Genomic DNA, 19294 nt, shown 5'->3' with positions numbered 1-19294 from the left:
GATCAACGGTGAGTGACCGAATGATCAGATTCCGTGTGCCGTGGGAGGCTGTCCTTGCGAGAGGGAACCCCGGCGGAGGATGGTTCGTTGATTCCGTCGGCGAGCGAGGAGGCTGTCATGGGAGCTATGAGCCCCACCCACTGGTTGATCGTGCTGGTCGTGCTGGTCCTGCTGTTCGGCGCGAAGAAGCTCCCGGAGATGGCGCGGTCGGTCGGTCGGTCCAGCCGGATCCTGAAGAGCGAGATGCGCGGCCTGCGCGACGACGACGAGCGCCCGGGGGAGATCGGCCCCGGCGGCGCGACCCGGGCCGACACCGAGGTCCGTGACCCCGGCAACCGGCAGCCGGGGGCGGCGGAGGCCACCGCCCGTCCCGAGCCCGGCCCCGAGACCCACCGGGCCTGACGCCGCAGGACGGACGACGCATGACGGTGCTCGTGACGGGGGCCAGCCGGGGGGTCGGCGCGGCCACCGCCCGGCTGCTGGCCGCACGCGGCCAGGACGTCCTGGTCGGGCACCGGGCCTCGCCGGAGGACGCCGCGGCCGTCGTCGCGGAGTGCCGGGCGGCCGGGGTGAACGCTGCCGCGGTCGCCGCGGACGTCACCCGCACCGAGGGCGTCGAGCAGCTGTTCGACGCGGCGGCGGCCCTGCCGTCGCCGCTGACCGGGGTGGTCGCGAACGCCGGCGGTGCCCCCTCGCGGCAGCGCCTGGAGGACATGAGCGACGCCCGGATCGACGAGGTCGTCGCGCTGAACCTGCGCGCGGCACTGCTCTGCTCGCGCGAGGCGGTGCACCGCATGTCCACCCGCTACGGCGGGGCCGGCGGGGTGCTCGTGCACGTCACCTCCCGCGCGGCGGTGCTCGGCTCGCCCGGCGAGTGGAACGACTACGCGGCCGCGAAGGCCGGGGTCGAGGCGCTCGTCGTCGGGCTCGCGAAGGAGGTCGCCGCGGACGGGATCCGGGTGGCGGCCGTCCGGCCGGGCCTGCTCGACACCGACTTCCACGCCAGGGCCGGCGAGCCGGGGCGGATCGAGCGCATGGCGCCGTCGATCCCGATGGGCCGGGCCGGTCACCCCGACGAGGTGGCGACGGCGATCGCCTGGCTCCTGTCCGACGAGGCCAGCTACGTCACCGGCGCGGTGCTGGACGTGTCCGGCGGGCGCTGACCGGCGGGCCGGGAACCCCGCGTCGGCCCGGCGTCGGCGGGTCCACCGGCGCGGGTCGGGGCCCGGCCGGCGGTAGGGGAACGGACCGGCTGTGGACGGCGGTCGGCGGCGGCGCTCAGGAGGCGGCGCGGGCCGAGCGCCCGAAGCCGATCCGTCCGCGGCGGCGGGCACGACGCCCGGCCCCGGAGGTCTCGGCGCACAGCAGGCATCCGTCCCCGGGCGGTGAGGCCAGCGACGCCGGCAGCACCACGTGCCCGCAGAGCGCGGTGCAGTGGCCGGTCCCGGCGGCGAGCGAGTCGGCCAGGACCGCCTGCGCCACGACGTGGCTGCGGCTGTCCCGGGCGCAGGTGACCGTGACGGTCTGCCTCTCGTCCGGTGCGGTCACCACGGCCACGGGGCGCGTACTGGCGGGTGTCACTGACACGACAGCTCCTCCGGGCACGGTTCGACGGAGTAGCCATCGTCACCCCACAGCGGTGCAGATGCAAGTGCATCCGCACGATTGGCCGAACGCGCGGCCGGGTGGTGGCGCAGCGTGGTGAGCGCCACGTCCGAGACCTCCGGCCGCCCCGGGCCGGGTCCCGAAACCGATCGGACGGACCGGTGATCACGGTGTCTTCCAGGGCGGACACCGGGTGTCGCGGCGTCAGCGCCCATTGTGGCACCAATCACGTGGATCACGGCTCCGGGGGTCGCCGCCCGTCGTCAGCGGCTGCATCGAGCGCCCGACGGCACTAACCTCGCCAGTCATGACCGCTCCCGAACAGGCTCCTCCTCGGGCGTCCACGGTTCCGGACGGAGACGCCGCGACCGGCGCATCCGGCCCGGCGGCCGACGCCGACGGTGACCATACGTACGAGATCGGCTCCCCGGTCCCGGCGGACGGGGTGGACATGTGGCGGCTGGCGGTGGAGTCGCGGACGCTGGACGTGAACTCCCGCTACGCCTACATCCTGTGGTGTCGCGACTTCGCGCGCACCTCGGTCATCGCCCGGCGCGACGACGGCCGTGCCGTCGGATACGTGACCGGCTACCTGCGCCCGGAGAACGGCGCCCTGTTCATCTGGCAGGTGTGCGTCGACCCGGTGGCACGCGGGGCGGGCCTCGCCGGTCGGATGCTGGACGCCGTCTGGGAGCAGGCGGTCGCCGTGGGCGGCACCGAGCGGATGGAGACCACCATCACGCCGGACAACGCCTCGTCGATCCGGCTGTTCACCAAGTTCGCCGAGCGCCACGACACCACCATCGAGCGGGAGGACCTGTTCGGTCCCGATCTGCTCGGTGACTCCCACGAGCCGGAGAACCTCTATCTCATCGGCCCGATCGCAGCAGACAAGGGTGAGAACACATGACCGTTTTCGAGGATCTCGAGTCCCAGGTCCGCAGCTACTGCCGCAACTGGCCCGTCGTCTTCGACACGGCGAAGGGGAGCCGTCTGACCGACGTCGACGGCAACTCCTACCTCGACTTCTTCGGCGGCGCGGGCGCGCTGAACTACGGGCACAACCCCGAGGTGCTGAAGAAGCCGCTCATCGAGTACCTGACGCGCGACGGCATCACCCACGGCCTGGACATGTACACCTCGGCCAAGGGCGAGTTCCTCACCACCTTCGAGGAGATCATCCTCAAGCCGCGGAACCTGCAGTACAAGGTGCAGTTCCCCGGCCCGACCGGCGCCAACGCCGTCGAGTCCGCGCTGAAGCTCGCCCGCAAGATCAGCGGTCGCGAGGCACTGATCAACTTCACCAACGCGTTCCACGGCATGACGCTGGGCGCGCTGTCGGTGACCGGCAACTCGATGAAGCGCGGTGGCGCGGGCATCCCGCTGGTCCACTCGACGCCGATGCCGTTCGACAACTACTTCGACGGCAAGATGCCCGACTTCCTGTGGTTCGAGAAGGTCCTCGACGACACGGGATCCAGCCTCAACGAGCCGGCCGCGGTCATCGTCGAGACCGTGCAGGGCGAGGGCGGGCTCAACCCGGCCCGTATCGAGTGGCTGCAGGGGCTGCGCGACCTGTGCACCCGCAAGGGCATCCTGATGATCGTCGACGACGTGCAGATGGGCTGCGGCCGGACCGGTCCGTTCTTCTCGTTCGAGATCGCCGGCATCCAGCCCGACATCGTCACGATCTCCAAGTCCATCTCCGGCTACGGCCTGCCGATGGCACTCGTGCTGATCAAGCCGGAGTACGACCAGTGGGGCCCCGGCGAGCACAACGGCACCTTCCGCGGCAACAACCCCGCGTTCGTCACCGCCACGCACACGCTGCGCAACTGGTGGACCGACGACACGCTGGAGAAGGAGACGCTGCGCAAGGGCGAGAAGGTCGAGGAGGCCTTCAACAAGATCATCGGTGACAACCAGGGCACCGAGATGTTCACCAAGGGCCGTGGGATGGCGCGGGGCATCCAGTTCGAGGGGGAGGGGCTCGCCGAGAAGGTGGCCTCGAAGGCCTTCGAGCACCGCCTGCTGCTGGAGACCGCCGGTCCGAACGACGAGGTCCTCAAGCTGCTGGCGCCGCTCACGACCACCGACGACGAGCTCGACGAGGGTCTTGCGATCATCGGCGAGTCCGTCCGCACCGTCATCGGGAGCTGATACCCACATGATCGTCCGCACCATCGACGAGATCACCGGAACCGATCGGGACGTCGAGTCCGAGAACGGCCAGTGGCGCAGCAAGCGGATCGTGCTGGCCAACGACAAGGTCGGTTTCTCGGTCCACGAGACCACCCTGCAGGCCGGGACGATCAACGACTTCTGGTACGCGAACCACATCGAGGCCGTCTTCATCACCGAGGGCGAGGGCGAGCTGTACGACAAGGACAACGACGTCACGTACCAGCTCAAGCCGGGCTCGATCTACGTGCTGAGCGGCCACGAGAAGCACCAGCTCCGTCCGAAGACCACCATCAAGTGCGTGTGCGTCTTCAACCCGCCGGTCACCGGCCGGGAGGTGCACGACGAGAACGGCGTGTACCCGCTGGTCACGGAGGACTGAACCTCCGTTCCGAGATCACACCGCGAGGGGTGTTTCCGCTGTGTTACAGCGGGAACGCCCCTCGCGGTCGTTCATACGACACCCGTTCGAAGGGAACCGAACCGACAGCGACTCACAGGAGGGTCCATGACCGCACTGGTCGGCAACGAACCGCGTCTCGTGCGCGCCGCGGGTGACCGCTACCCGACGCGCGTCTCGAACACACCGGTCTTCATCGACCGCGCCGAGCCCACCGTCTGGAGCGACCGGGCGAGCGCGGGCATGTTCGGCGCCCAGGAGCTGGAGGCGCACGAGCGCGACGGTTTCGTGCAGGTGCCGGGCCTGCTGACGGCCGAGGAGGTCGCGGAGTACCAGGCCGAGCTGGACCGGCTCGCCGCCGACCCACAGGTGCGCGCCGACGAGCGCTGCATCGTCGAGAAGTCCTCCGACGAGGTCCGCTCGATCTTCGAGGTCCACCGGATCTCGGAGGCGATCGGCCGGCTGGTGCGCGACGAGCGGGTGCTCTCGCGGGCCCGCCAGATCCTCGGCTCCGACGTCTACGTCCACCAGAGCCGGATCAACTACAAGCCCGGCTTCGGCGGCGGTGGGTTCTACTGGCACTCGGACTTCGAGACCTGGCACGCCGAGGACGGCATGCCGGGCCCGCGTGCGGTCAGCTGCTCGATCTCGCTGACCGACAATCACCCGTTCAACGGCTGCCTCATGATCATGCCCGGATCGCACCGGACCTTCGTGTCCTGCGTGGGCGAGACGCCGGAGGACTACTACCGGACGTCGCTGAAGGAGCAGAAGATCGGCACGCCCGACGCACGGTCGATCGCCAAGCTCGCCGAGCGGCACGGCATCACGATGATGACCGGCGACGCGGGCGGGGCGACGTTCTTCGACTCCAACTGCATGCACGGCTCCGGCGACAACATCACGCCGTACCCGCGGTCGAACATCTTCCTGGTGTTCAACAGCGTCGAGAACGCGTGCGTCGCGCCGTTCTCGGCACCGCGGCCGCGGCCGTCCTACATCGCGGCCCGGGACCACACCCCGGTCCGCTGAGCGGCCCACCGCGCACCGCGACGTCGTCGTCCCGCGGGAGCACCGCGGGACGACGACGTACGGCTCAGGCGTCCTGCAGCGGAGCCAGCTGAGGACGCTTGGCGTGGTAGTCGTCCCAGGTGCTGGTGCCGCGCAGGCGCCGGCGCAGGAACGGCATCACGTGCTGGGTGACCCACCGCAGGTCCTCGGCCTGCCGGGCGGTCCACGGCGCGGGCTCGACGGCCGGCTCCGGCCACGGGCCGCGCCAGTCCGGCGCGTCCTCGCCGAGCGTCTCCAGCACCCGCCAGGCGACCCGCTCGTGCGCGTGCGGCACCAGGTGCAGCCGGTCCGGGCCCCAGGCCCGCGGGTCGGCGAGGCAGTCCATGGCCCACAGGTCGACGACGCGGCAGCCGTGCCGCTCGGCGGCGGCCCGCATGTCCTCGTTGTAGCAGGCGATCCGGCCCCGCAGCCTGCGGATGAGCGGGTGCATCCGGCGTAGGTCGAAGCCGGTGAAGATGAGCACCTCGGCCCCGGTGGCGACCAGCCTGCCGAGCGCGGCGTCGAAGCGGGCGGCGAGGTCGTCGACGTCGCAGCTCCAGCCGATGATGTCGTTGCCGCCGGCGCAGAAGGTGATCAGGTCGGGGCGCATCGCCTCGGCGACCGGGATCTGCTCGTCGACGATCTGGTCCAGCACCTTCCCGCGCACCGCCAGGTTGGCGTAGCCGAAGCCGGGGCGGCGCTCGGCGAGGATCTCGGCGACGCGGTCGGCCCAGCCGCGTGCCCTGCCGTCCGGGGTCAGGTCGTCGAGGCCCTCGGTGAAGCTGTCCCCGATCGCGACGAAGCTCCGGTGCCGTGCGCGCCCCTGATCGTGTCGCTGCGTGGCCATCGACACCGCCCCCTCCCGGTTCCGTGATCCTGATCCGTGCCCATCTGTTGTTCACCGCAACGACGTGCGGCGTTACAGCGATGATCACCCTCTCCGGGCCCGTACGCCAATCGGATCCGTCGACCTGCGGCCCGAGATAGGGCACCCTTAGTCAGGTGACACCCGATCCCGCTTCCCGCACCGCGCCCCGGGAGGACCCGCGGCTGGCCGAGCTGCTCGGCGGCCGGGCCGGTGCCGTCGACGCCTCGGTCCCGGTCGTCGCGTTCGTGCTCGCCTGGGTGGCGGCGAACGCCGCGGGGTCGCTGTTCCCGATCAACTGGGGCGCCGGCGCGGCGATCGTCGCCGGGGCCGGGGTGGCCGCATGGCGGCTGTACCGGGGGCGGCGGCCGCGCGCGGTGCTGTTCGGGCTGGCCGGGGTCGTCGTCGCGGCCGCGATCGCGCTGATCACCGGGCGCGCGTCGGACTTCTTCCTGGTCCAGATCGTGTCCAACGTCGGCAGCGCCCTGGCCTGGGCGATCTCGATCGTGGTGCGCTGGCCGCTGCTGGGGGTGGTGGTCGGCGGACTGCTGGGGCAGCGGACCCGGTGGCGGCGCGACCCGGACCTGCTGCGCGGGTACCAGCGGGCGTCCTGGGCGTGGGTAGCGCAGTACGTCGTGCGGCTGTCGGTGTTCCTCCCGTTGTGGGCGGCCGACCAGGTGGTGCTGCTGGGCGTCGCGCGGACGGTGCTGAGCCCGCTGCTGGTCGGGCTGAGCGTGCTCGTGTCGTGGCCGTTGCTGCGTACGGCGCTGCCGGCCGATCACCCGGGCATTCGTCACCCCCGGTGACGCTGTCCGACAACCGGTGACGGTAGAATCGTGATCTTCCCGTGATCTTTGCGCGATCGTGTGAAGGTCACCACATCGGGTGATCGTCCGGCGCAGTCGCTGCGTCCCCGGACGTTCCCCCGGCGGCGATCCGCCTGCACCGACGATCACTGCAAGGAGCCATGCCACACCAGCGCCCCCCCCGGAGCCCGGCTCCGGCGACGCCCCCCCGTGGCGTCCCCGGCCCGGCCCGTCCCCCCGCCCAGTCGTCCGCTCCCCGACCCGGCACCGGTCGTCCGGTGGCCTCTCCCGACGCCCCGCGGCTGCCCCGGCAGCGCACGGCGCACCCGTCCCGTACGCACGGTGGACGGGGCCCGCAGCCGCCGTCGGACATCACCCGCGGCCGGACCACGCAGACCCCGCCCGGCGCCCGTCCGGTGAGCCCGGTCGTGCCAGGGCCGGGCGTGCCTGTCGGGACGCCGCCCGGCGGGCGTCCGCGCACCCGGGTGCTGCCGCCCGCGTCGGACACGACCCGCGCGGCCGGTCCCGGCGGTCCGGTGGGGCCGGTCGGGGGCGGACCGAACGGTCCCGGTGGGTCCGGGGGCTCCGGCGGGTCCGGTGACGGCTCCGGGGACGCTTCGTCGGACACCACGAAGGCGAGCGGGCTCAAGGCCGACCTCAGCCCGACGAAGATCGCGGCCGGCGCCGGGGCTGCGATCGTCACGGCAGTGCTCGGCTCGTTCCTCGGCGCGGTCGGCACGGTGATCGGCGCGGCGCTCGGCTCGATCATCTCGACGCTGGCCACCACGCTGTTCACGCGCTCGCTTGAGGTCAGCAAGGACAAGGCCCTCGAGCTGAAGGAGAAGGCGACCCGGCGGGGCAAGGGCGTCGCCGAGGGCACCGCGGCCGCCGCGCAGGACGGCGCCGGCCGCAGCATCGCCGGGCCCACCGGCGAGGAGACGGTGCTCCTGGACCCGTGGCAGACGCCCGGCGGCACCACCCGCGCCGCCGGAACGGGCCACGGCCGGTTCCGCCGGGTGCGGGTCACCCGCAAGACGGTCGTCGTGTCCGCGGTGCTCGGCGTCGTCACCTTCGCCGTGTCGATGTTCCTGATCTCCGGCATCGAGTTCGTGAAGGGCTCGTCGCTGTCCGGCTCCTCCGGCACCTCGGTGAGCAACGTCGTCCGCGGCGGTGCGCCTCCGGCCCAGCAGGAGAACGACCGGGGCGAGGGCTCCGGGGGCGACTCGTCGACGTCGTCGTCGAGCTCGACCTCCACCGAGGAGTCGGGGACCAGCACGTCGGAGTCGACGACCAGCACCCGCGACCGGGACTCCGGTCAGGACGGCTCGGGCTCGTCGAACCCGCTGCAGGACGGGCTGAACCGGGTCCTGCCGACCCAGCAGCCGGGCTCCGGGCAGGATTCCGGCGGCCAGAACTCCGGCGGCCAGAACTCCGGCGGCCAGAACTCGGGCGACCAGGGCTCGGGCACGCAGAACTGACCGGCGTCCCGCGGCGCCGTCAGCCGGCGTCGCGGGATCGACGCGGTCGGGCCTCAGACCAGCCGGGCCCGCAGCGCCGCCGCGGCCGCACGCGGGTCCTCGGCCTCGGTGATCGCCCGGACCACGACGATCCGGTCGGCGCCGGCGTCGAGGACCTCGTCCAGTCGGTCGCCGTCGATGCCCCCGATCGCGAACCACGGCCGCGCCGGGGCGCGCCCGGCGACCGTGCGGACCAGGTCCAGGCCGGGCGCCGGGCGTCCCGGCTTGGTCGGGGTGGGCCAGCAGGGACCGACGCAGAAGTAGTCCACGCCGTCCTCGTCGGCGGCGGTCAGGGTCTCCTCGGGGCTGTGCGAGGACCGGCCGACGAGCACGTCGTCGCCGACGACCCGGCGTGCCCACGGTACCGGCAGGTCGTCCTGGCCGAGGTGGAGCACGTCGGCGCCCGCGGCGAGCGCGACGTCGGCGCGGTCGTTCACCGCGAGCAGCGCGCCGTGCCGGCGGCAGGCGTCGGCGAGCACCTCCAGGGCGGCGAGCTCGGCGCGTGCCTCCAGCGGTCCGTCGGGCCCGCCCTTGTCCCGCAGCTGGACGATGTCGACCCCGCCGGCGAGCGCGGCGTCGGCGAACTCCGCCAGGTCACCACGCGCAGTGCGGGCGTCGGTGCACAGGTAGAGGCGGGCGTCGGTGAGGGCGTCGAGCCGGGCGCGACGGGTGTCGCGGGTGCCGGGGCGGGTATCAGTGTCGGACACGGCTCGCAGGCTACGGCGTAGCCTGTGCCCCGGACGACGACGAACCACGGGAGCCCGGGCAGCGGGCTGAGAGGGGACCCGCGACGCGGTCCCGACCGTCGAACCTGATCCGGGTCATGCCGGCGCAGGGAGTGAGGTGGATCCGATGAGCGCGAGTGCCGGACGGCTGGTCGTCGCGGGGGCGGGCGCGGTCGGCCTGTCCCTCGCCCGCGCGGCGGCCCGCGACGGCTGGTCGGTGACCGTGTTCGACCCGGCCCCCGGTCGCGGCGCGTCCTGGGTGGCCGGCGGGATGCTCGCCCCGGTCACCGAGGCCTGGCCCGGTGAGGAGGACCTGCTCGCCCTCGGGCTGGACTCGGTCGCCCGCTGGCCGGAGTTCGCCGCGGCCCTGTCCGCCGACGCCGGCACCGACGCCGGGCTGCACCCGGAGGGCACCGTCGTCGCCGCGACCGGGTCGGGCGACCGCGCCGAGCTGACCGCGCTCGCGGACTACCTGGAGTCCCTCGGCCGCGACGTGCGCCGGCTGACCGGCCGCGAGCTGCGCCGGCTCGAACCCGCGCTGGGCCCCGAGGTCCGCGGCGGCCTGTCGGTGCCCGACGACCCCTCGGTGGACAACCGGCGGTTGCTCGCCGCACTGGCGACCGCGGCGGAGCGGGCCGGGGTCGTGGTCTCCGACCGGGGGGTCGCGCGCGTGCTCGACGACGGCGCCCGCGTCACCGGCGTGCGCCTCGCGGACGGGGCCACGGTCGCGGCGGACGCGGTCGTCGTCGCCGCGGGGGCGCACTCGTCGTCGCTGCACCCGGTGCTCGACGGGCTGGTGCGCCCGGTGAAGGGCGAGATCCTGCGGCTGACCCGGCGCGCCGGGGCGCTGCCGCCGCCGTCGCGGACGGTGCGGGCGCTCGTCGACGGGCGGGCGGTCTACGCCGTGCCGCGGACGCTGCCCGGGTACGGCGACCTCGTCGTCGGCGCGACGACGGCGGAGAACGGCTTCGACACCGACGTCACCGTCGGCGGGGTGCGCGACCTGCTGCGCGACGCCGAGCGGATCCTGCCCGGGATCGCCGAGTACGCGCTCACCGAGACCGCCGCCGGGCTGCGGCCCGGCAGCCGGGACAACCTGCCGCTGATCGGGCGGACCGGGCCCGACGGGCTGATCGTCGCCACCGGGCACGGCCGCAACGGGATGCTGCTGGTGCCGGTGACCGCGGTGGCCGTGGCGGCGCTGCTGCGCGGCGACGACGTGCCCGAAGCGGTCCGCGCCGCGGACCCGCGACGGTTCGTCCCGGCCGCCGCCGGGGCGCGCGAGGAGGGGAACCACTGATGTTGATCGTGCTGAACGGCGAGCACCGCGAGGTCGACGCCGACGCCGACCTCGCCCGGATCCTGGCCGAGGCCGGGCTGCCGGAGCGGGGGATCGCCGTCGCCGTCGACGGGGAGGTCGTGCCGCGCACGTCGTGGGCCGGGCACCGTCCCGGCGTCGGCGCGCGCGTGGAGGTCCTGACCGCGGTGCAAGGAGGATGAGCATGGCTGTGCAGACCGACAAGCTCGCCTTCGGCGACCACCTCTTCGACTCGCGGCTGGTGATGGGCACCGGCGGGGCGGCGAACCTGGAGATCCTGGAGCGGGCGCTGGTCGCGTCCGGCACCGAGCTGACCACGGTGGCGCTGCGCCGGGTCGACGTCGCGGGCGGGACCGGGCTGCTGGACCTGCTGCGCCGCCTCGGGATCGCGGTGCTGCCGAACACCGCGGGCTGCCGCACCGCGGCCGAGGCGGTGCTCACGGCGCGGATGGCCCGCGAGGCGCTGGAGACCGACCTGGTGAAGCTGGAGGTCGTCGCGGACGACACGACCCTGCTGCCCGACCCGGTCGAGCTCCTCGACGCCGCCGAGCAGCTCGTCGACGACGGCTTCACCGTGCTGCCCTACACCAACGACGACCCGATCCTCGCCCGTCGCCTGGAGCAGGTCGGGTGCGCCGCGGTGATGCCGCTCGGCTCCCCGATCGGCACCGGGCTCGGCATCCGCAACCCGCACAACATCGAGATGATCGTGGCCGCCGCGGGCGTGCCGGTCGTGCTCGACGCCGGGATCGGCACCGCCTCGGAGGCCGCGCTGGCGATGGAGCTGGGCTGCGACGCCGTCCTGCTCGCCACCGCCGTCACCCGCGCCGCCGACCCGGAGCGGATGGCGCGCGCGATGCGACGGGGCGTGGAGGCGGGGTGGGACGCCCGGCACGCCGGCCGGATCCCGCGCCGCTACCGGGCCCAGGCGAGCTCGCCCGACGTCGAGGGCTGAGGGCCCGGAGCGTTCCGCGGAACGCGCGGGGGCGGCTCAGGCGGGGGTGACGCCGTCGGCGTGCCGCCGGGCCAGGGCGCGGTAGAAGTCCGGGTTGGTCCGCACCCACCAGCGGGCCTGCTCGGTCAGCTCGCCGCGCTCCTTCGCCGCGGAGCCGAGCATCAGCCGGTCGGCGGGCAGCTCGGAGTTCGGCGTGACCGTCGACCCGGCGGCGACCATCGCACCCTCGCCGATCCGGGCACCGTCCTGCACGGTGCTGCCGTTCCCGACGACCGCCCGCGCCCCGATCACGGCACCGTGCACCACGCACAGGTGCCCGATCGTGGCGCCCTCGCCGATCTCGGTGACCGGGTCGTCGCCGCCGTGGAGCACCGACCCGTCCTGCACGTTGGCGCCGGCACGCACGACGATGGGCCCCAGGTCGGCGCGCAGCACGGCGTTGTACCAGATCGAGGCACCCTCCTCGACGCGCACGTCCCCGACGAGCGTCGCGGTCGGGGCGACGAAGGCGTCCGGGTGCACGGTGGGGGAGAGGCCCTCCAGGGCGAACAGCGGCATGGTCGACAGCGTCGCACCCCGCTCCGTGGTTCTCCCGGCGCCGCGGCCGGCACCGCAGCCGTGTCGCCGCCCTGCCGTGTCGCCCGCCGTCCTGCCGCCTCGACACGGCCGGTCTCGCCACGCCGCCGTCTCGTCACGCTGCCGTCGATCTGCCGGCGTGTCGCCAGCTCTGTCCCCGCTTCTTCAGCCGCCGGTCATCGCCCTGTCGTCGGCCGGTCGTGGACGCGGGTGTGCAGGCCGAGGTCGGACAGTTCCAGCGCGGCCAACGCCGCCACGACGGCGGGGTCCCCGGACCGCCACGCAGCCGCCGGGTCCGGCGCGACCCGGACCAGCCGCGACACCGGCACCCGCGACAGCGCCCGCAGGGCCAGTAGATCCGGGGCGGCGGCGCGCGCGGCGACGGCGGCGCCGGCCCGCCGGGCGTAGCGCAGTCGCAGCGGGAGCCAGCCGAGCAGCACCGGCAGCAGCATCACCAGCGGGACGACGACCAGCGCCCCGGTCGCGAGAGCGTCGACGGCGCCCCCGAACTGCCGCCCCGCGGCGACGAGCTCTGTGCCCGCCCCCGCGGCCGGATCCAGCGCGCGGGCCAGGTCGGACCCGATGAACGGGACCGCACCGACCGCTCCGGCGACCCCGGTGAAGGCGTCGGAGACCCGACCGCCCGCGACGACCAGCGAGTCACCGGGCCCACGCAGCGCGGACAACCCGTCGTGCACGGCCACGCCGGCGGTGACGGCGAGGACCGTCCACAGCACGGCGACGAGGTCGGCGACGACCTGTCGGGCGATCCGGTCGGGGCGTTCGGCGTACCAGCGCATCGGTCCTGTCTACCGGTCCTGCCCGCCGGCCCTGTCCCCCGAGGCCGGAAACCGGTCGTCGTCGCGGCCTGCCCGTGCGCCGCCGGGCCGGTGGACCGCTCGCTCGCCCTCGGCCGCGCCTCCTGGGACGACGTGCCCCGCTGCACGCCCGGAGCCCCGACGCCCCCGACCGCGACCGTGACCCCCGAGTGGAACCACGGCCTCGGCGAGATCGTCACCGCGCTCCTCGACCGGGCGTGGCTTCCGGCGCCGCGTTCCGCGGAACGCGGTCCGGCGACAACTTTGTGCGGCCGCCGTCCAGCCCCTCGCACATGCGGCTTCCGCGCCCTCGCGCGCCGGTGTCTGCACCGGGCTCCCGCAGGCTCGGTGCGCCGCGGTCCGGGTCGGCTCCCCGGCCGTACCTGTGTCTGTATTCCTCTCCGGTTGTCCGGCGGAGTGCCTGCGGGTTCAGGCCACGGCGGTGGCCGTCGTGCCGGGCGGGAGCAGGGCGTCGAGGATCGGCTCGGGGTCGAGGCGATCGCCGTACCAGTCAGGGGTGAGGGTGCTGCGATCGATCCGCAGTCGGGCCCGCGTGTTCCGTTCGACGAGGGACTCGGCGCTGCCGTCCAGCGGTCTGCCCGTCGCCTCGACAGGGCTGCCGTCGGGCCGGTGGAACAACCAGCCCTCACCGGGCGGGCGCAGGACCAGGTACCCGTCGTCGTGCACGAGACGGTGGTGGAACGAGCAGAGCAGGACCAGGTTGTCGACGTCCGTCGGCCCGCCCCGCAGCCAGTGACGGACGTGGTGAGCATGGAGGTGACGGGTGTGGTGGCACCCCGGGAACCGGCAGGAGCCGCCACCGTCGGCGGTCAGGGCGGCGATCTGTGCCGGGCTCGCCAGCCGCCTGCTCCGACCGAGGTACATCCGGTTCCCGGTGCGATCGCTCAGCAGCACCTGGGCCCGGGCGTCGCAGGCAAGGCGCTCGGCGGTGCTCGCGGCGATCTCAGGCCCACCGGCGAGGCGTGCGGTGCCGGTCCCTGCGTCGACGACGACCGTCACCCGCGCCGAGCCCCGCTCCACCACCGCGGCGCCGGCCGCGCCGGGCCCGCGGACGACCAGGTCCACCAGAGCGTCGGCCCGCCGGGCCGCCAGCGAGTCGACGACCGCGCCCGGTGCCTGCTCTTCCGTGCGGCGGGCCTGTTCGTGGGGATCGACCCCGCCCCATCCCGCCCGCCGCCCCTCGCGTGCGGCCGGATCGTCGCTGTCGCTGTCGGTCGGGCCGGCGGGAGTCGGGAGCGCTGCGGCGACCCCGGCCTCGATCGCGGCGATCAGGAGGGCGCCGTTCTCGGGAGTGAGCCGGGCTCGTACGACCAGGGATCCGTCGACGTCGTGGTGCCAGCTCACCCGCGCCGGGCGGCGACGTCGCTCGGCGGCGCGCAGCGTCGACGCACCGCGCGGACGACGGTCTCGACATGGCTCGCGGTCCCGCCCAGGGCGAGGTCCAGGAGCACCTGCTCGGCGTCGGGCCCGGCCGCGGCACCGAGAAGGGCGACAGCCCCGGCGTCACCCTGCGGCTCCGGAGCGACAACGACGACCGCCGCTTCGCTCGCCGTGTCGTCGTGCGTAACCGTGTCGCCGCTGTCGGCGGGCGGCGTGGTGGTCTCCTCCGCCCTCTCGGCGTCCGGCACGCCGGAGCCGGCATGCACTCCCGGGTCGGCGTCGGCGTCGGGGTCGCTGCCGGGGTCCCGGAGCGGCTCTGTGGCGGGACCCATCGGGGACGGGGCGGTGACGCGGTCGAGGACCGCGTCCTCCGCGCCGACGAGGCGGGTGACGGCCCGGACCTTGGAGTAGGAGATCCGGCCGGCCGCGAACGCCTCGGTGATCCGGGGCAGCCGGGTCAGCGCGTGCGCGACGCGCAGGTGCTCGGTCGCGGTGCGCAGGCTCATCCCTGCCCGCCAGGTCAGCCAGTGGGCGCAGGACCGGACGCCGACCCCGCACCAGCCGCCGCGGTCGTCGAACTCGGCGAGCAGTCGCAGGAAGCGGCACTCGGCGGCGGCGATGTGGCCGGCGAGACCGAGGAGCTCGGACTCGAGGTCCGGCAGGCTCAGCTCACCGGCCGGCGTGGTCGTGGTCGTCGAGGCGGGCAGGGGCACGACACTCTCCTTCGTCGAACGTGTGTTCGAGACGAGTGTGCCGGGTGGGTCCGACAGTTTCGAGCCCGGCGGAGGACGGGGCCTGGGACGATCGCGTTCCGCGGAACGCGGCTGCTGGTCGGGATGCCGAGAGGTCGACGAAGCGGAACGGGACCCGTCGGCCCTGCCGACCCAACGGTCGACCAGGGCCAGGGCCAGGGCCAGGGCCAGGGCCAGGACCAGGACCGCGTTCCGCGGAACGCGATCGGGGCGGTGGTCGACCGGTCCGACCGGCGCTCCGATCTTGACCGATCGCGCTGCCGACCGCCCCGTGACGGCCGTCGAAAAGTCAGACCGCGTTCCGCGGAACGCACATCCTCGCGCCGTGCCGCCGTGCCGCCGTGCCGCCGTGCCGCCGTGCCGCGGTGCCGCCGTGCCGCGGTGTCGGGCGAGGGGCGGCGGCGGGGGGTGGGTGGTGTCAGAGGAGGCCGAGCTTGGTGGCTGCGTAGACCGCCTCGGCGCGGCGCGACACCATCAGCTTGCGCATCAGGTTGCCGACGTGGAACTTGACCGTCGTCTCGGAGATGAACAGCTCGGCGCCGATCGCGCGGTTGGACAGCCCCCGAGCCAGCAGGCGCAGCACGTCGAGCTCGCGGTCGGTCAGTCGTTCCCGGTCGGGCATCCCGCCGGAGAGCGACCGCACCATCGCCGATGCCGACCGGGCGTCGAACGCGCTCTCCCCGCGGGACACCGCGCGGATGGCGCGGACGAGTTCGGTGGTGTCGACGTCCTTCACCACGTAGCCGCGGGCACCCGCCTGCACCGACTCGACGACGAGACGGTCCTCGGCGAAGGTCGTCAGCACCAGCACCCCGATGCCGGGGTGGTCGGCGCACAGCCTGCGGCAGACCTCGAGACCGTCGGTCTGCGGGCCGGACGCCAGCTTGAGGTCGAGCAGCACCACCTGAGGCCGGCCGGCCGCGACGGCGGCGAACGCCTCCGGAGCGCTGCCGGCTTCGCCGACGATGCGCAGGTCGTCCTCGCGCTCCAGAACCGCGCGCAGCCCCTGCCGCATGATCGAGTGGTCATCGACCAGCACGATCCGGATCGGCGGTGCCGCGACGCTCGTGGAGCCGGAGCCGGAGCCGGAGCCGGGACCAGGGCCGGTGCGGGTCGCGGCGGTCCCGCCGGCCCCGTGCACCCCACCACCCGGCGGATTCCCAGCGCCCTGTCCGGATCCGCCCTGCCCGGGCGCGACAGCGCTGCCGACGGAGCCGCCCTGCCCGGGCACGACAGCGCTACCCGCGGAGCCGCCCTGCCCGGAGCGGCCGAGTCCGGAACCGCCTTGCCCGGGGCCAGGAGGCACACCGTCGTGGCCGGGGCCGCGACGGGTGCCGAGTCCCGCCCTGCCGTCGGCGGGCGCGGTGGGTGCCGGTGCGGCCCCGGGGCCTCCCGGGGCGGTCCGTGTGCCGCTGCTCATCCGAGCTCCTCCTGCCCCGGCGTCCCGATCGGGACGTCCACCTGCACCTGCAGCCCACCGATCCGCGAGCGGCGGAACCGCAGGGTCCCACCCATCTCGCGGGCGCGGGCGTCCATGTTCACGAGGCCGCGGTGCTCCCCGGAGGGGCCGCGGACCGACGCCGCACGCAGCGTGCGGCGGATCTGCTCGGGGGAGGCGCCGCCGTCGTCGGAGATCGACAGGCGGACGCGACCGCCGGCGTAGGCCAGCCGCACCACCGCCCGCGACGCCGAGGCGTGCATCGCCGTGTTGAACAGCGCCTCGCCGGCGATCCGGAACAGCGACTGCTCGTGCTCGTGCGGCAGCGGCACCGGGGCCCCGCCGATCGTCACCTCCACCCGCAGCTCGTCGGGCATGTGCACGGTGGACAGCTGGCGCAGCATCGACGGCAGGTCCTTGTCGGCGTGGTCGTCGTCGTTGAGCGCGTAGATCGCCGACCGCAGCTGCTCGACGGCCCGCCGGGTCAGGTCCTTGGCGGTGTCGAGGTGCTGGAGCAGGTCCGGATCGGTGATCTCCGACCGGCACAGCTCGATGTGCATCCCGGCCGACAGCGCGTACTGGGTGACGCTGTCGTGCAGCTCGCGGGCGATGCGGTGCCGCTCGTTGTCGAGGACCTCCCGCTGGCGTGCCGCGCCGAGCGCCTGCTGGGTGAGCATCAGCTCGTCGTTGCGGACACGCAGGTCCTCGGCCTGGGCCGCGGTGCGCGCGTGCAGTCGCTCGGCCCGCTCCAGCAGCGCGCAGTTCTGCAGCGCCGACGCCGTCTGACCGGCCAGGATGCGCAGCACCGAATGGTCGGTGTCGTCGATGTGGCGTTCCGGCGGCGTCCACGCGACGAACCCGCCCACGGTGCGGCCGTCGAGCCGGATCGGGACGTGCAGGTGCCGGGGGCGCTGGTCGTCGTGATGCCGGTCGTCGTGGTGCTGGTGGTCGTCGTGGTCGTGGTGGCCGTCGCCGGCGTGCAGCCGTTCCACGTGCCGGCGCACGCGCTCGGGCACCGACGCCAGGTCGGCCCACTCGACGCCGTCCGGCCCGAGGACGACGTGCCGCGGCGCGGCGTCGGGCAGCTCGCCGTCGACGAGCCCGAGCACCACCCAGTCCGCGGACAGGTGGTCGGCCGCCGCGTCGGCGACCGCGCGGACCAGCGCCTCGGAGCCCTCCATAGTGCGGACCAGCGCGGCGGAGATCCGGTCCAGCGCGACGATGACCCGGCGCAGCCGTTCGGCCCCCTCGCGGTACTCCGAGTAGAACGACGGCTTGCCCGTCCGCAGGCCGGTGAGCTGGTCGAGGTCGGGCCGGGCCCGACCCGCGGCGGCCGGCGACGAGGACGGGGCGGGTGTGCGGCGGCGCGGGAAGCGGGCGGCGGCGGTCACCGCGTGGGCCTCCGCGACGGCGTCACAGCGCCTCCCGGAACAGGTCCTCGATCTGCTCCACGCTCGCCGTGCGCGGGTTGGTGGTCAGACAGGCGTCGCCGAGGGTGAGCCGGGACAGTCGCGGGACGTCGGCCTCGCGCACCCCGATGGCGGCGAGCCCGGTCGGGACGCCGACCTCGTCGGCCAGCTTGCGGACCTCGGTCGCGACCATGTCCACGGCCTCGTCGCCGGGCATCCCGGGCCGGGCGGGCAGCCCCATGGCCTGGGCGATCGGGACGAAGCGCGCCGCGTCGGCGTCGGAGGCCGAGCCGTTGAACCGGATCACGTGCGGCAGCAGCACGCCGTTGATCAGGCCGTGCGGCAGGTCGAGCATGCCGCCGACCTGATGGCTCATGGCGTGCGTGGCGCCGAGGATCGCGTTCGTGAACGCCAGGCCCGCCTCGAGCGCGGCCTGCGCCATCGCGGAGCGGGGGCCGTCGTCGTGGCGGCGGATCATCGTGGTCGGCAGGTTGGCGTGGACGAGTGCGACGGCGTGCAGCGCGTGGGTGTCGGTCAGCGGGCCGTGGGCCAGCGACACGAACGCCTCGATGCCGTGGGTCAGCGCGTCCAGGCCGGTCGCGGCGTTGAGCCAGTCCGGCATGGTGACGAGCAGCCGCGGGTCGATCACCGAGACGTCCGGGACCAGGGCGCGGCCCATGATCGTGATCTTGGTGAGGCGCTCGGTGTCGGTGATGATGCAGAACTGGGAGACGTCGGCGCCGGTGCCCGAGGTCGACGGCACCATCACCAGTGGAGGGATCGGGTTGGCGATGCGGTCGATGCCCTCGTAGTCGAGGATCGTGCCGCCGTTGGCCGCGAGCAGGGCGACGCCCTTCGCGGCGTCGATCACCGAGCCCCCGCCGATGCCGATCACCACGTCACAGCCGGAACTCTCGTAGCGCTCGAACCCGGCCTGGATCTCGTGGTCCTTCGGGTTCGGGGTGATCTCGTTCCACAGCTGGGGCCGCAGACCGGCGGCGCGCAGGTGGCGCAGGAGCTCGGCGGGCCACCCGGCCTCGGTCACCCCCGGGTCGGTGACGACGAACGGGCGCCGCGCCCCGAGACGCAGCGCGGCGTGGGCGGTCTCGGGCAGCGAGTCGGGCCCGAACACGATCTCCGGCGCGTGGAACTTCGACAGCCGCGGTCGCGGCTCCCGCGGGCACTGCGCCGCGCGGACCGTGTACCCCTCCTCGGCACCGGCGCCGCCGGTCTCGCCGTCGAGCACCAGCACCGTCTCCCGCGGCACGGCGCGGTCCGCCCCGTGCCCGGGGACGACGGTGCCTGCCTGACCGGTGAGGACCACGCTGCCCTCCTCCTGCTCCGTGATGGTCGACGGCCCGCCCCGGACGGCGGGCGGCTCGGTCACGAGCGTGTGTCCCACGGTACAGGGACACCCCTCTTTCCCGGCCTCTCGATCGGCGGGCGGCGCGCGGAGCCGCAGGTCGGCGGCGAGCACG

General features: G+C 74.2%; 21 protein-coding genes and 1 riboswitch. Of the genes, 11 read left to right on the top strand and 10 right to left on the bottom strand.

Annotated elements, in window-relative coordinates:
* Window positions 1-126 precede the first annotated feature (126 nt).
* Window positions 127-402, top strand: coding sequence for a Sec-independent protein translocase subunit TatA (tatA, locus tag Ae717Ps2_RS24775; RefSeq protein WP_233147675.1), 276 nt, complete (start codon window positions 127-129; stop codon window positions 400-402).
* Between the two features lie 20 nt (window positions 403-422).
* A complete protein-coding gene (locus tag Ae717Ps2_RS24770; RefSeq protein ID WP_075333946.1) occupies window positions 423-1163 on the top strand; it encodes an SDR family oxidoreductase in 741 nt (246 codons plus the stop codon).
* Between the two features lie 115 nt (window positions 1164-1278).
* On the opposite strand, the gene Ae717Ps2_RS24765 is transcribed toward Ae717Ps2_RS24770, so the two are convergent.
* On the bottom strand, window positions 1279-1548 hold the full coding sequence (locus tag Ae717Ps2_RS24765; RefSeq protein ID WP_143510462.1) for a hypothetical protein: 270 nt from the start codon (window positions 1546-1548) through the stop codon (window positions 1279-1281).
* Window positions 1549-1912: 364 nt separating this feature from the next.
* Between Ae717Ps2_RS24765 and ectA the strand changes: the two genes are divergently transcribed.
* The 4 genes from ectA to thpD all read left to right on the top strand — a co-directional run bounded on the left by ectA (window position 1913) and on the right by thpD (window position 5218).
* A complete protein-coding gene (gene ectA / locus Ae717Ps2_RS24760) occupies window positions 1913-2515 on the top strand; it encodes a diaminobutyrate acetyltransferase (protein ID WP_083695334.1) in 603 nt (200 codons plus the stop codon).
* On the top strand, window positions 2512-3765 hold the full coding sequence (gene ectB / locus Ae717Ps2_RS24755) for a diaminobutyrate--2-oxoglutarate transaminase (protein ID WP_020625167.1): 1254 nt from the start codon (window positions 2512-2514) through the stop codon (window positions 3763-3765). Before ectA ends, ectB begins: the two co-directional genes overlap by 4 nt.
* Window positions 3766-3772: 7 nt before the next feature.
* Complete coding sequence (locus Ae717Ps2_RS24750; RefSeq protein ID WP_020625166.1) at window positions 3773-4168, top strand: ectoine synthase; 396 nt, start codon at window positions 3773-3775, stop codon at window positions 4166-4168.
* Between the two features lie 126 nt (window positions 4169-4294).
* Entirely contained in the window at window positions 4295-5218 is a 924-nt protein-coding gene (thpD, locus tag Ae717Ps2_RS24745) for an ectoine hydroxylase (RefSeq protein ID WP_075309784.1), read from the top strand.
* 64 nt (window positions 5219-5282) lie between these two features.
* Here thpD and Ae717Ps2_RS24740 read toward each other — a convergent pair whose 3' ends face one another.
* The gene (locus Ae717Ps2_RS24740; protein ID WP_075309786.1) at window positions 5283-6083 is read right to left on the bottom strand and encodes an SGNH/GDSL hydrolase family protein; all 801 of its coding nucleotides are present in this window, start codon (window positions 6081-6083) and stop codon (window positions 5283-5285) included.
* A 155-nt stretch (window positions 6084-6238) separates the two neighbouring features.
* On the opposite strand from Ae717Ps2_RS24740, the gene Ae717Ps2_RS24735 reads away from it, so the two are divergent.
* Together Ae717Ps2_RS24735 and Ae717Ps2_RS38450 are read left to right on the top strand one after the other, a co-directional pair.
* Window positions 6239-6907, top strand: a complete 669-nt coding sequence (locus Ae717Ps2_RS24735; protein WP_020625163.1) for a DUF3159 domain-containing protein — start codon at window positions 6239-6241, stop codon at window positions 6905-6907.
* 443 nt (window positions 6908-7350) lie between these two features.
* Complete coding sequence (locus Ae717Ps2_RS38450; protein ID WP_175581820.1) at window positions 7351-8385, top strand: hypothetical protein; 1035 nt, start codon at window positions 7351-7353, stop codon at window positions 8383-8385.
* A 53-nt stretch (window positions 8386-8438) separates the two neighbouring features.
* Here Ae717Ps2_RS38450 and thiE read toward each other — a convergent pair whose 3' ends face one another.
* A complete protein-coding gene (thiE, locus tag Ae717Ps2_RS24725; protein WP_075309790.1) occupies window positions 8439-9131 on the bottom strand; it encodes a thiamine phosphate synthase in 693 nt (230 codons plus the stop codon).
* Between the two features lie 39 nt (window positions 9132-9170).
* A riboswitch (TPP riboswitch) is annotated at window positions 9171-9280 on the top strand.
* On the opposite strand from thiE, the gene thiO reads away from it, so the two are divergent.
* The 3 genes from thiO (at window position 9277) to Ae717Ps2_RS24710 (ending at window position 11422) form a co-directional block, all read left to right on the top strand.
* On the top strand, window positions 9277-10449 hold the full coding sequence (thiO, locus tag Ae717Ps2_RS24720) for a glycine oxidase ThiO (protein WP_075334370.1): 1173 nt from the start codon (window positions 9277-9279) through the stop codon (window positions 10447-10449). It overlaps the preceding riboswitch by 4 nt.
* Window positions 10449-10649 (top strand): sulfur carrier protein ThiS, encoded by a 201-nt coding sequence (thiS, locus tag Ae717Ps2_RS24715; protein WP_075309794.1) that lies wholly within the window; start codon window positions 10449-10451, stop codon window positions 10647-10649. Before thiO ends, thiS begins: the two co-directional genes overlap by 1 nt.
* 2 nt (window positions 10650-10651) lie before the next feature.
* Window positions 10652-11422, top strand: a complete 771-nt coding sequence (locus Ae717Ps2_RS24710) for a thiazole synthase (protein WP_043277356.1) — start codon at window positions 10652-10654, stop codon at window positions 11420-11422.
* A 36-nt stretch (window positions 11423-11458) separates the two neighbouring features.
* Here the strand turns inward: Ae717Ps2_RS24710 and Ae717Ps2_RS24705 are convergent, their stop codons facing one another.
* The 7 genes from Ae717Ps2_RS24705 to Ae717Ps2_RS24675 all read right to left on the bottom strand — a co-directional run bounded on the left by Ae717Ps2_RS24705 (window position 11459) and on the right by Ae717Ps2_RS24675 (window position 19203).
* Window positions 11459-11980, bottom strand: coding sequence for a gamma carbonic anhydrase family protein (locus tag Ae717Ps2_RS24705; RefSeq protein ID WP_075309798.1), 522 nt, complete (start codon window positions 11978-11980; stop codon window positions 11459-11461).
* Between the two features lie 194 nt (window positions 11981-12174).
* The gene (locus tag Ae717Ps2_RS24700) at window positions 12175-12798 is read right to left on the bottom strand and encodes a hypothetical protein (RefSeq protein WP_075309800.1); all 624 of its coding nucleotides are present in this window, start codon (window positions 12796-12798) and stop codon (window positions 12175-12177) included.
* 447 nt (window positions 12799-13245) lie between these two features.
* Window positions 13246-14181: an HNH endonuclease signature motif containing protein gene (locus tag Ae717Ps2_RS39325; protein ID WP_075309802.1), complete on the bottom strand. Its 936-nt coding sequence runs from the start codon at window positions 14179-14181 to the stop codon at window positions 13246-13248.
* Window positions 14178-14930 carry a DUF222 domain-containing protein gene (locus Ae717Ps2_RS24690; RefSeq protein WP_075309804.1) on the bottom strand — a complete coding sequence of 251 codons (753 nt, stop codon included), beginning with the start codon at window positions 14928-14930 and terminating at the stop codon, window positions 14178-14180. The genes Ae717Ps2_RS39325 and Ae717Ps2_RS24690 overlap by 4 nt, the downstream gene beginning before the upstream one ends.
* Window positions 14931-15387: 457 nt before the next feature.
* A complete protein-coding gene (locus Ae717Ps2_RS40520) occupies window positions 15388-16389 on the bottom strand; it encodes a response regulator transcription factor (protein ID WP_337819454.1) in 1002 nt (333 codons plus the stop codon).
* Window positions 16386-17798 (bottom strand): GAF domain-containing sensor histidine kinase, encoded by a 1413-nt coding sequence (locus tag Ae717Ps2_RS24680; RefSeq protein ID WP_083702490.1) that lies wholly within the window; start codon window positions 17796-17798, stop codon window positions 16386-16388. The genes Ae717Ps2_RS40520 and Ae717Ps2_RS24680 overlap by 4 nt, the downstream gene beginning before the upstream one ends.
* 22 nt (window positions 17799-17820) lie before the next feature.
* Window positions 17821-19203, bottom strand: a complete 1383-nt coding sequence (locus Ae717Ps2_RS24675) for an iron-containing alcohol dehydrogenase (protein ID WP_233147674.1) — start codon at window positions 19201-19203, stop codon at window positions 17821-17823.
* Between the last annotated feature and the right edge of the window lie 91 nt (window positions 19204-19294).

This window comes from Pseudonocardia sp. Ae717_Ps2 (genome assembly GCF_001932475.1).
Classification (GTDB): Bacteria; Actinomycetota; Actinomycetes; order Mycobacteriales; family Pseudonocardiaceae; genus Pseudonocardia.
Note: the sequence above shows the minus strand (reverse complement) of the source record. Positions and strands in the feature narration are given on the sequence as shown.

Coding starts and splice junctions, on each gene's coding strand:
- tatA (WP_233147675.1), top strand. CDS start 127: ATGAGCCCCACCCACTGGTTGATCGTGCTGGTCGTGCTGGTCCTGCTG.
- Ae717Ps2_RS24770 (WP_075333946.1), top strand. CDS start 423: ATGACGGTGCTCGTGACGGGGGCCAGCCGGGGGGTCGGCGCGGCCACC.
- ectA (WP_083695334.1), top strand. CDS start 1,913: ATGACCGCTCCCGAACAGGCTCCTCCTCGGGCGTCCACGGTTCCGGAC.
- ectB (WP_020625167.1), top strand. CDS start 2,512: ATGACCGTTTTCGAGGATCTCGAGTCCCAGGTCCGCAGCTACTGCCGC.
- Ae717Ps2_RS24750 (WP_020625166.1), top strand. CDS start 3,773: ATGATCGTCCGCACCATCGACGAGATCACCGGAACCGATCGGGACGTC.
- thpD (WP_075309784.1), top strand. CDS start 4,295: ATGACCGCACTGGTCGGCAACGAACCGCGTCTCGTGCGCGCCGCGGGT.
- Ae717Ps2_RS24740 (WP_075309786.1), bottom strand. CDS start 6,083: ATGGCCACGCAGCGACACGATCAGGGGCGCGCACGGCACCGGAGCTTC.
- thiO (WP_075334370.1), top strand. CDS start 9,277: ATGAGCGCGAGTGCCGGACGGCTGGTCGTCGCGGGGGCGGGCGCGGTC.
- thiS (WP_075309794.1), top strand. CDS start 10,449: ATGTTGATCGTGCTGAACGGCGAGCACCGCGAGGTCGACGCCGACGCC.
- Ae717Ps2_RS24710 (WP_043277356.1), top strand. CDS start 10,652: ATGGCTGTGCAGACCGACAAGCTCGCCTTCGGCGACCACCTCTTCGAC.
- Ae717Ps2_RS24705 (WP_075309798.1), bottom strand. CDS start 11,980: ATGCCGCTGTTCGCCCTGGAGGGCCTCTCCCCCACCGTGCACCCGGAC.
- Ae717Ps2_RS24700 (WP_075309800.1), bottom strand. CDS start 12,798: ATGCGCTGGTACGCCGAACGCCCCGACCGGATCGCCCGACAGGTCGTC.
- Ae717Ps2_RS40520 (WP_337819454.1), bottom strand. CDS start 16,389: ATGAGCAGCGGCACACGGACCGCCCCGGGAGGCCCCGGGGCCGCACCG.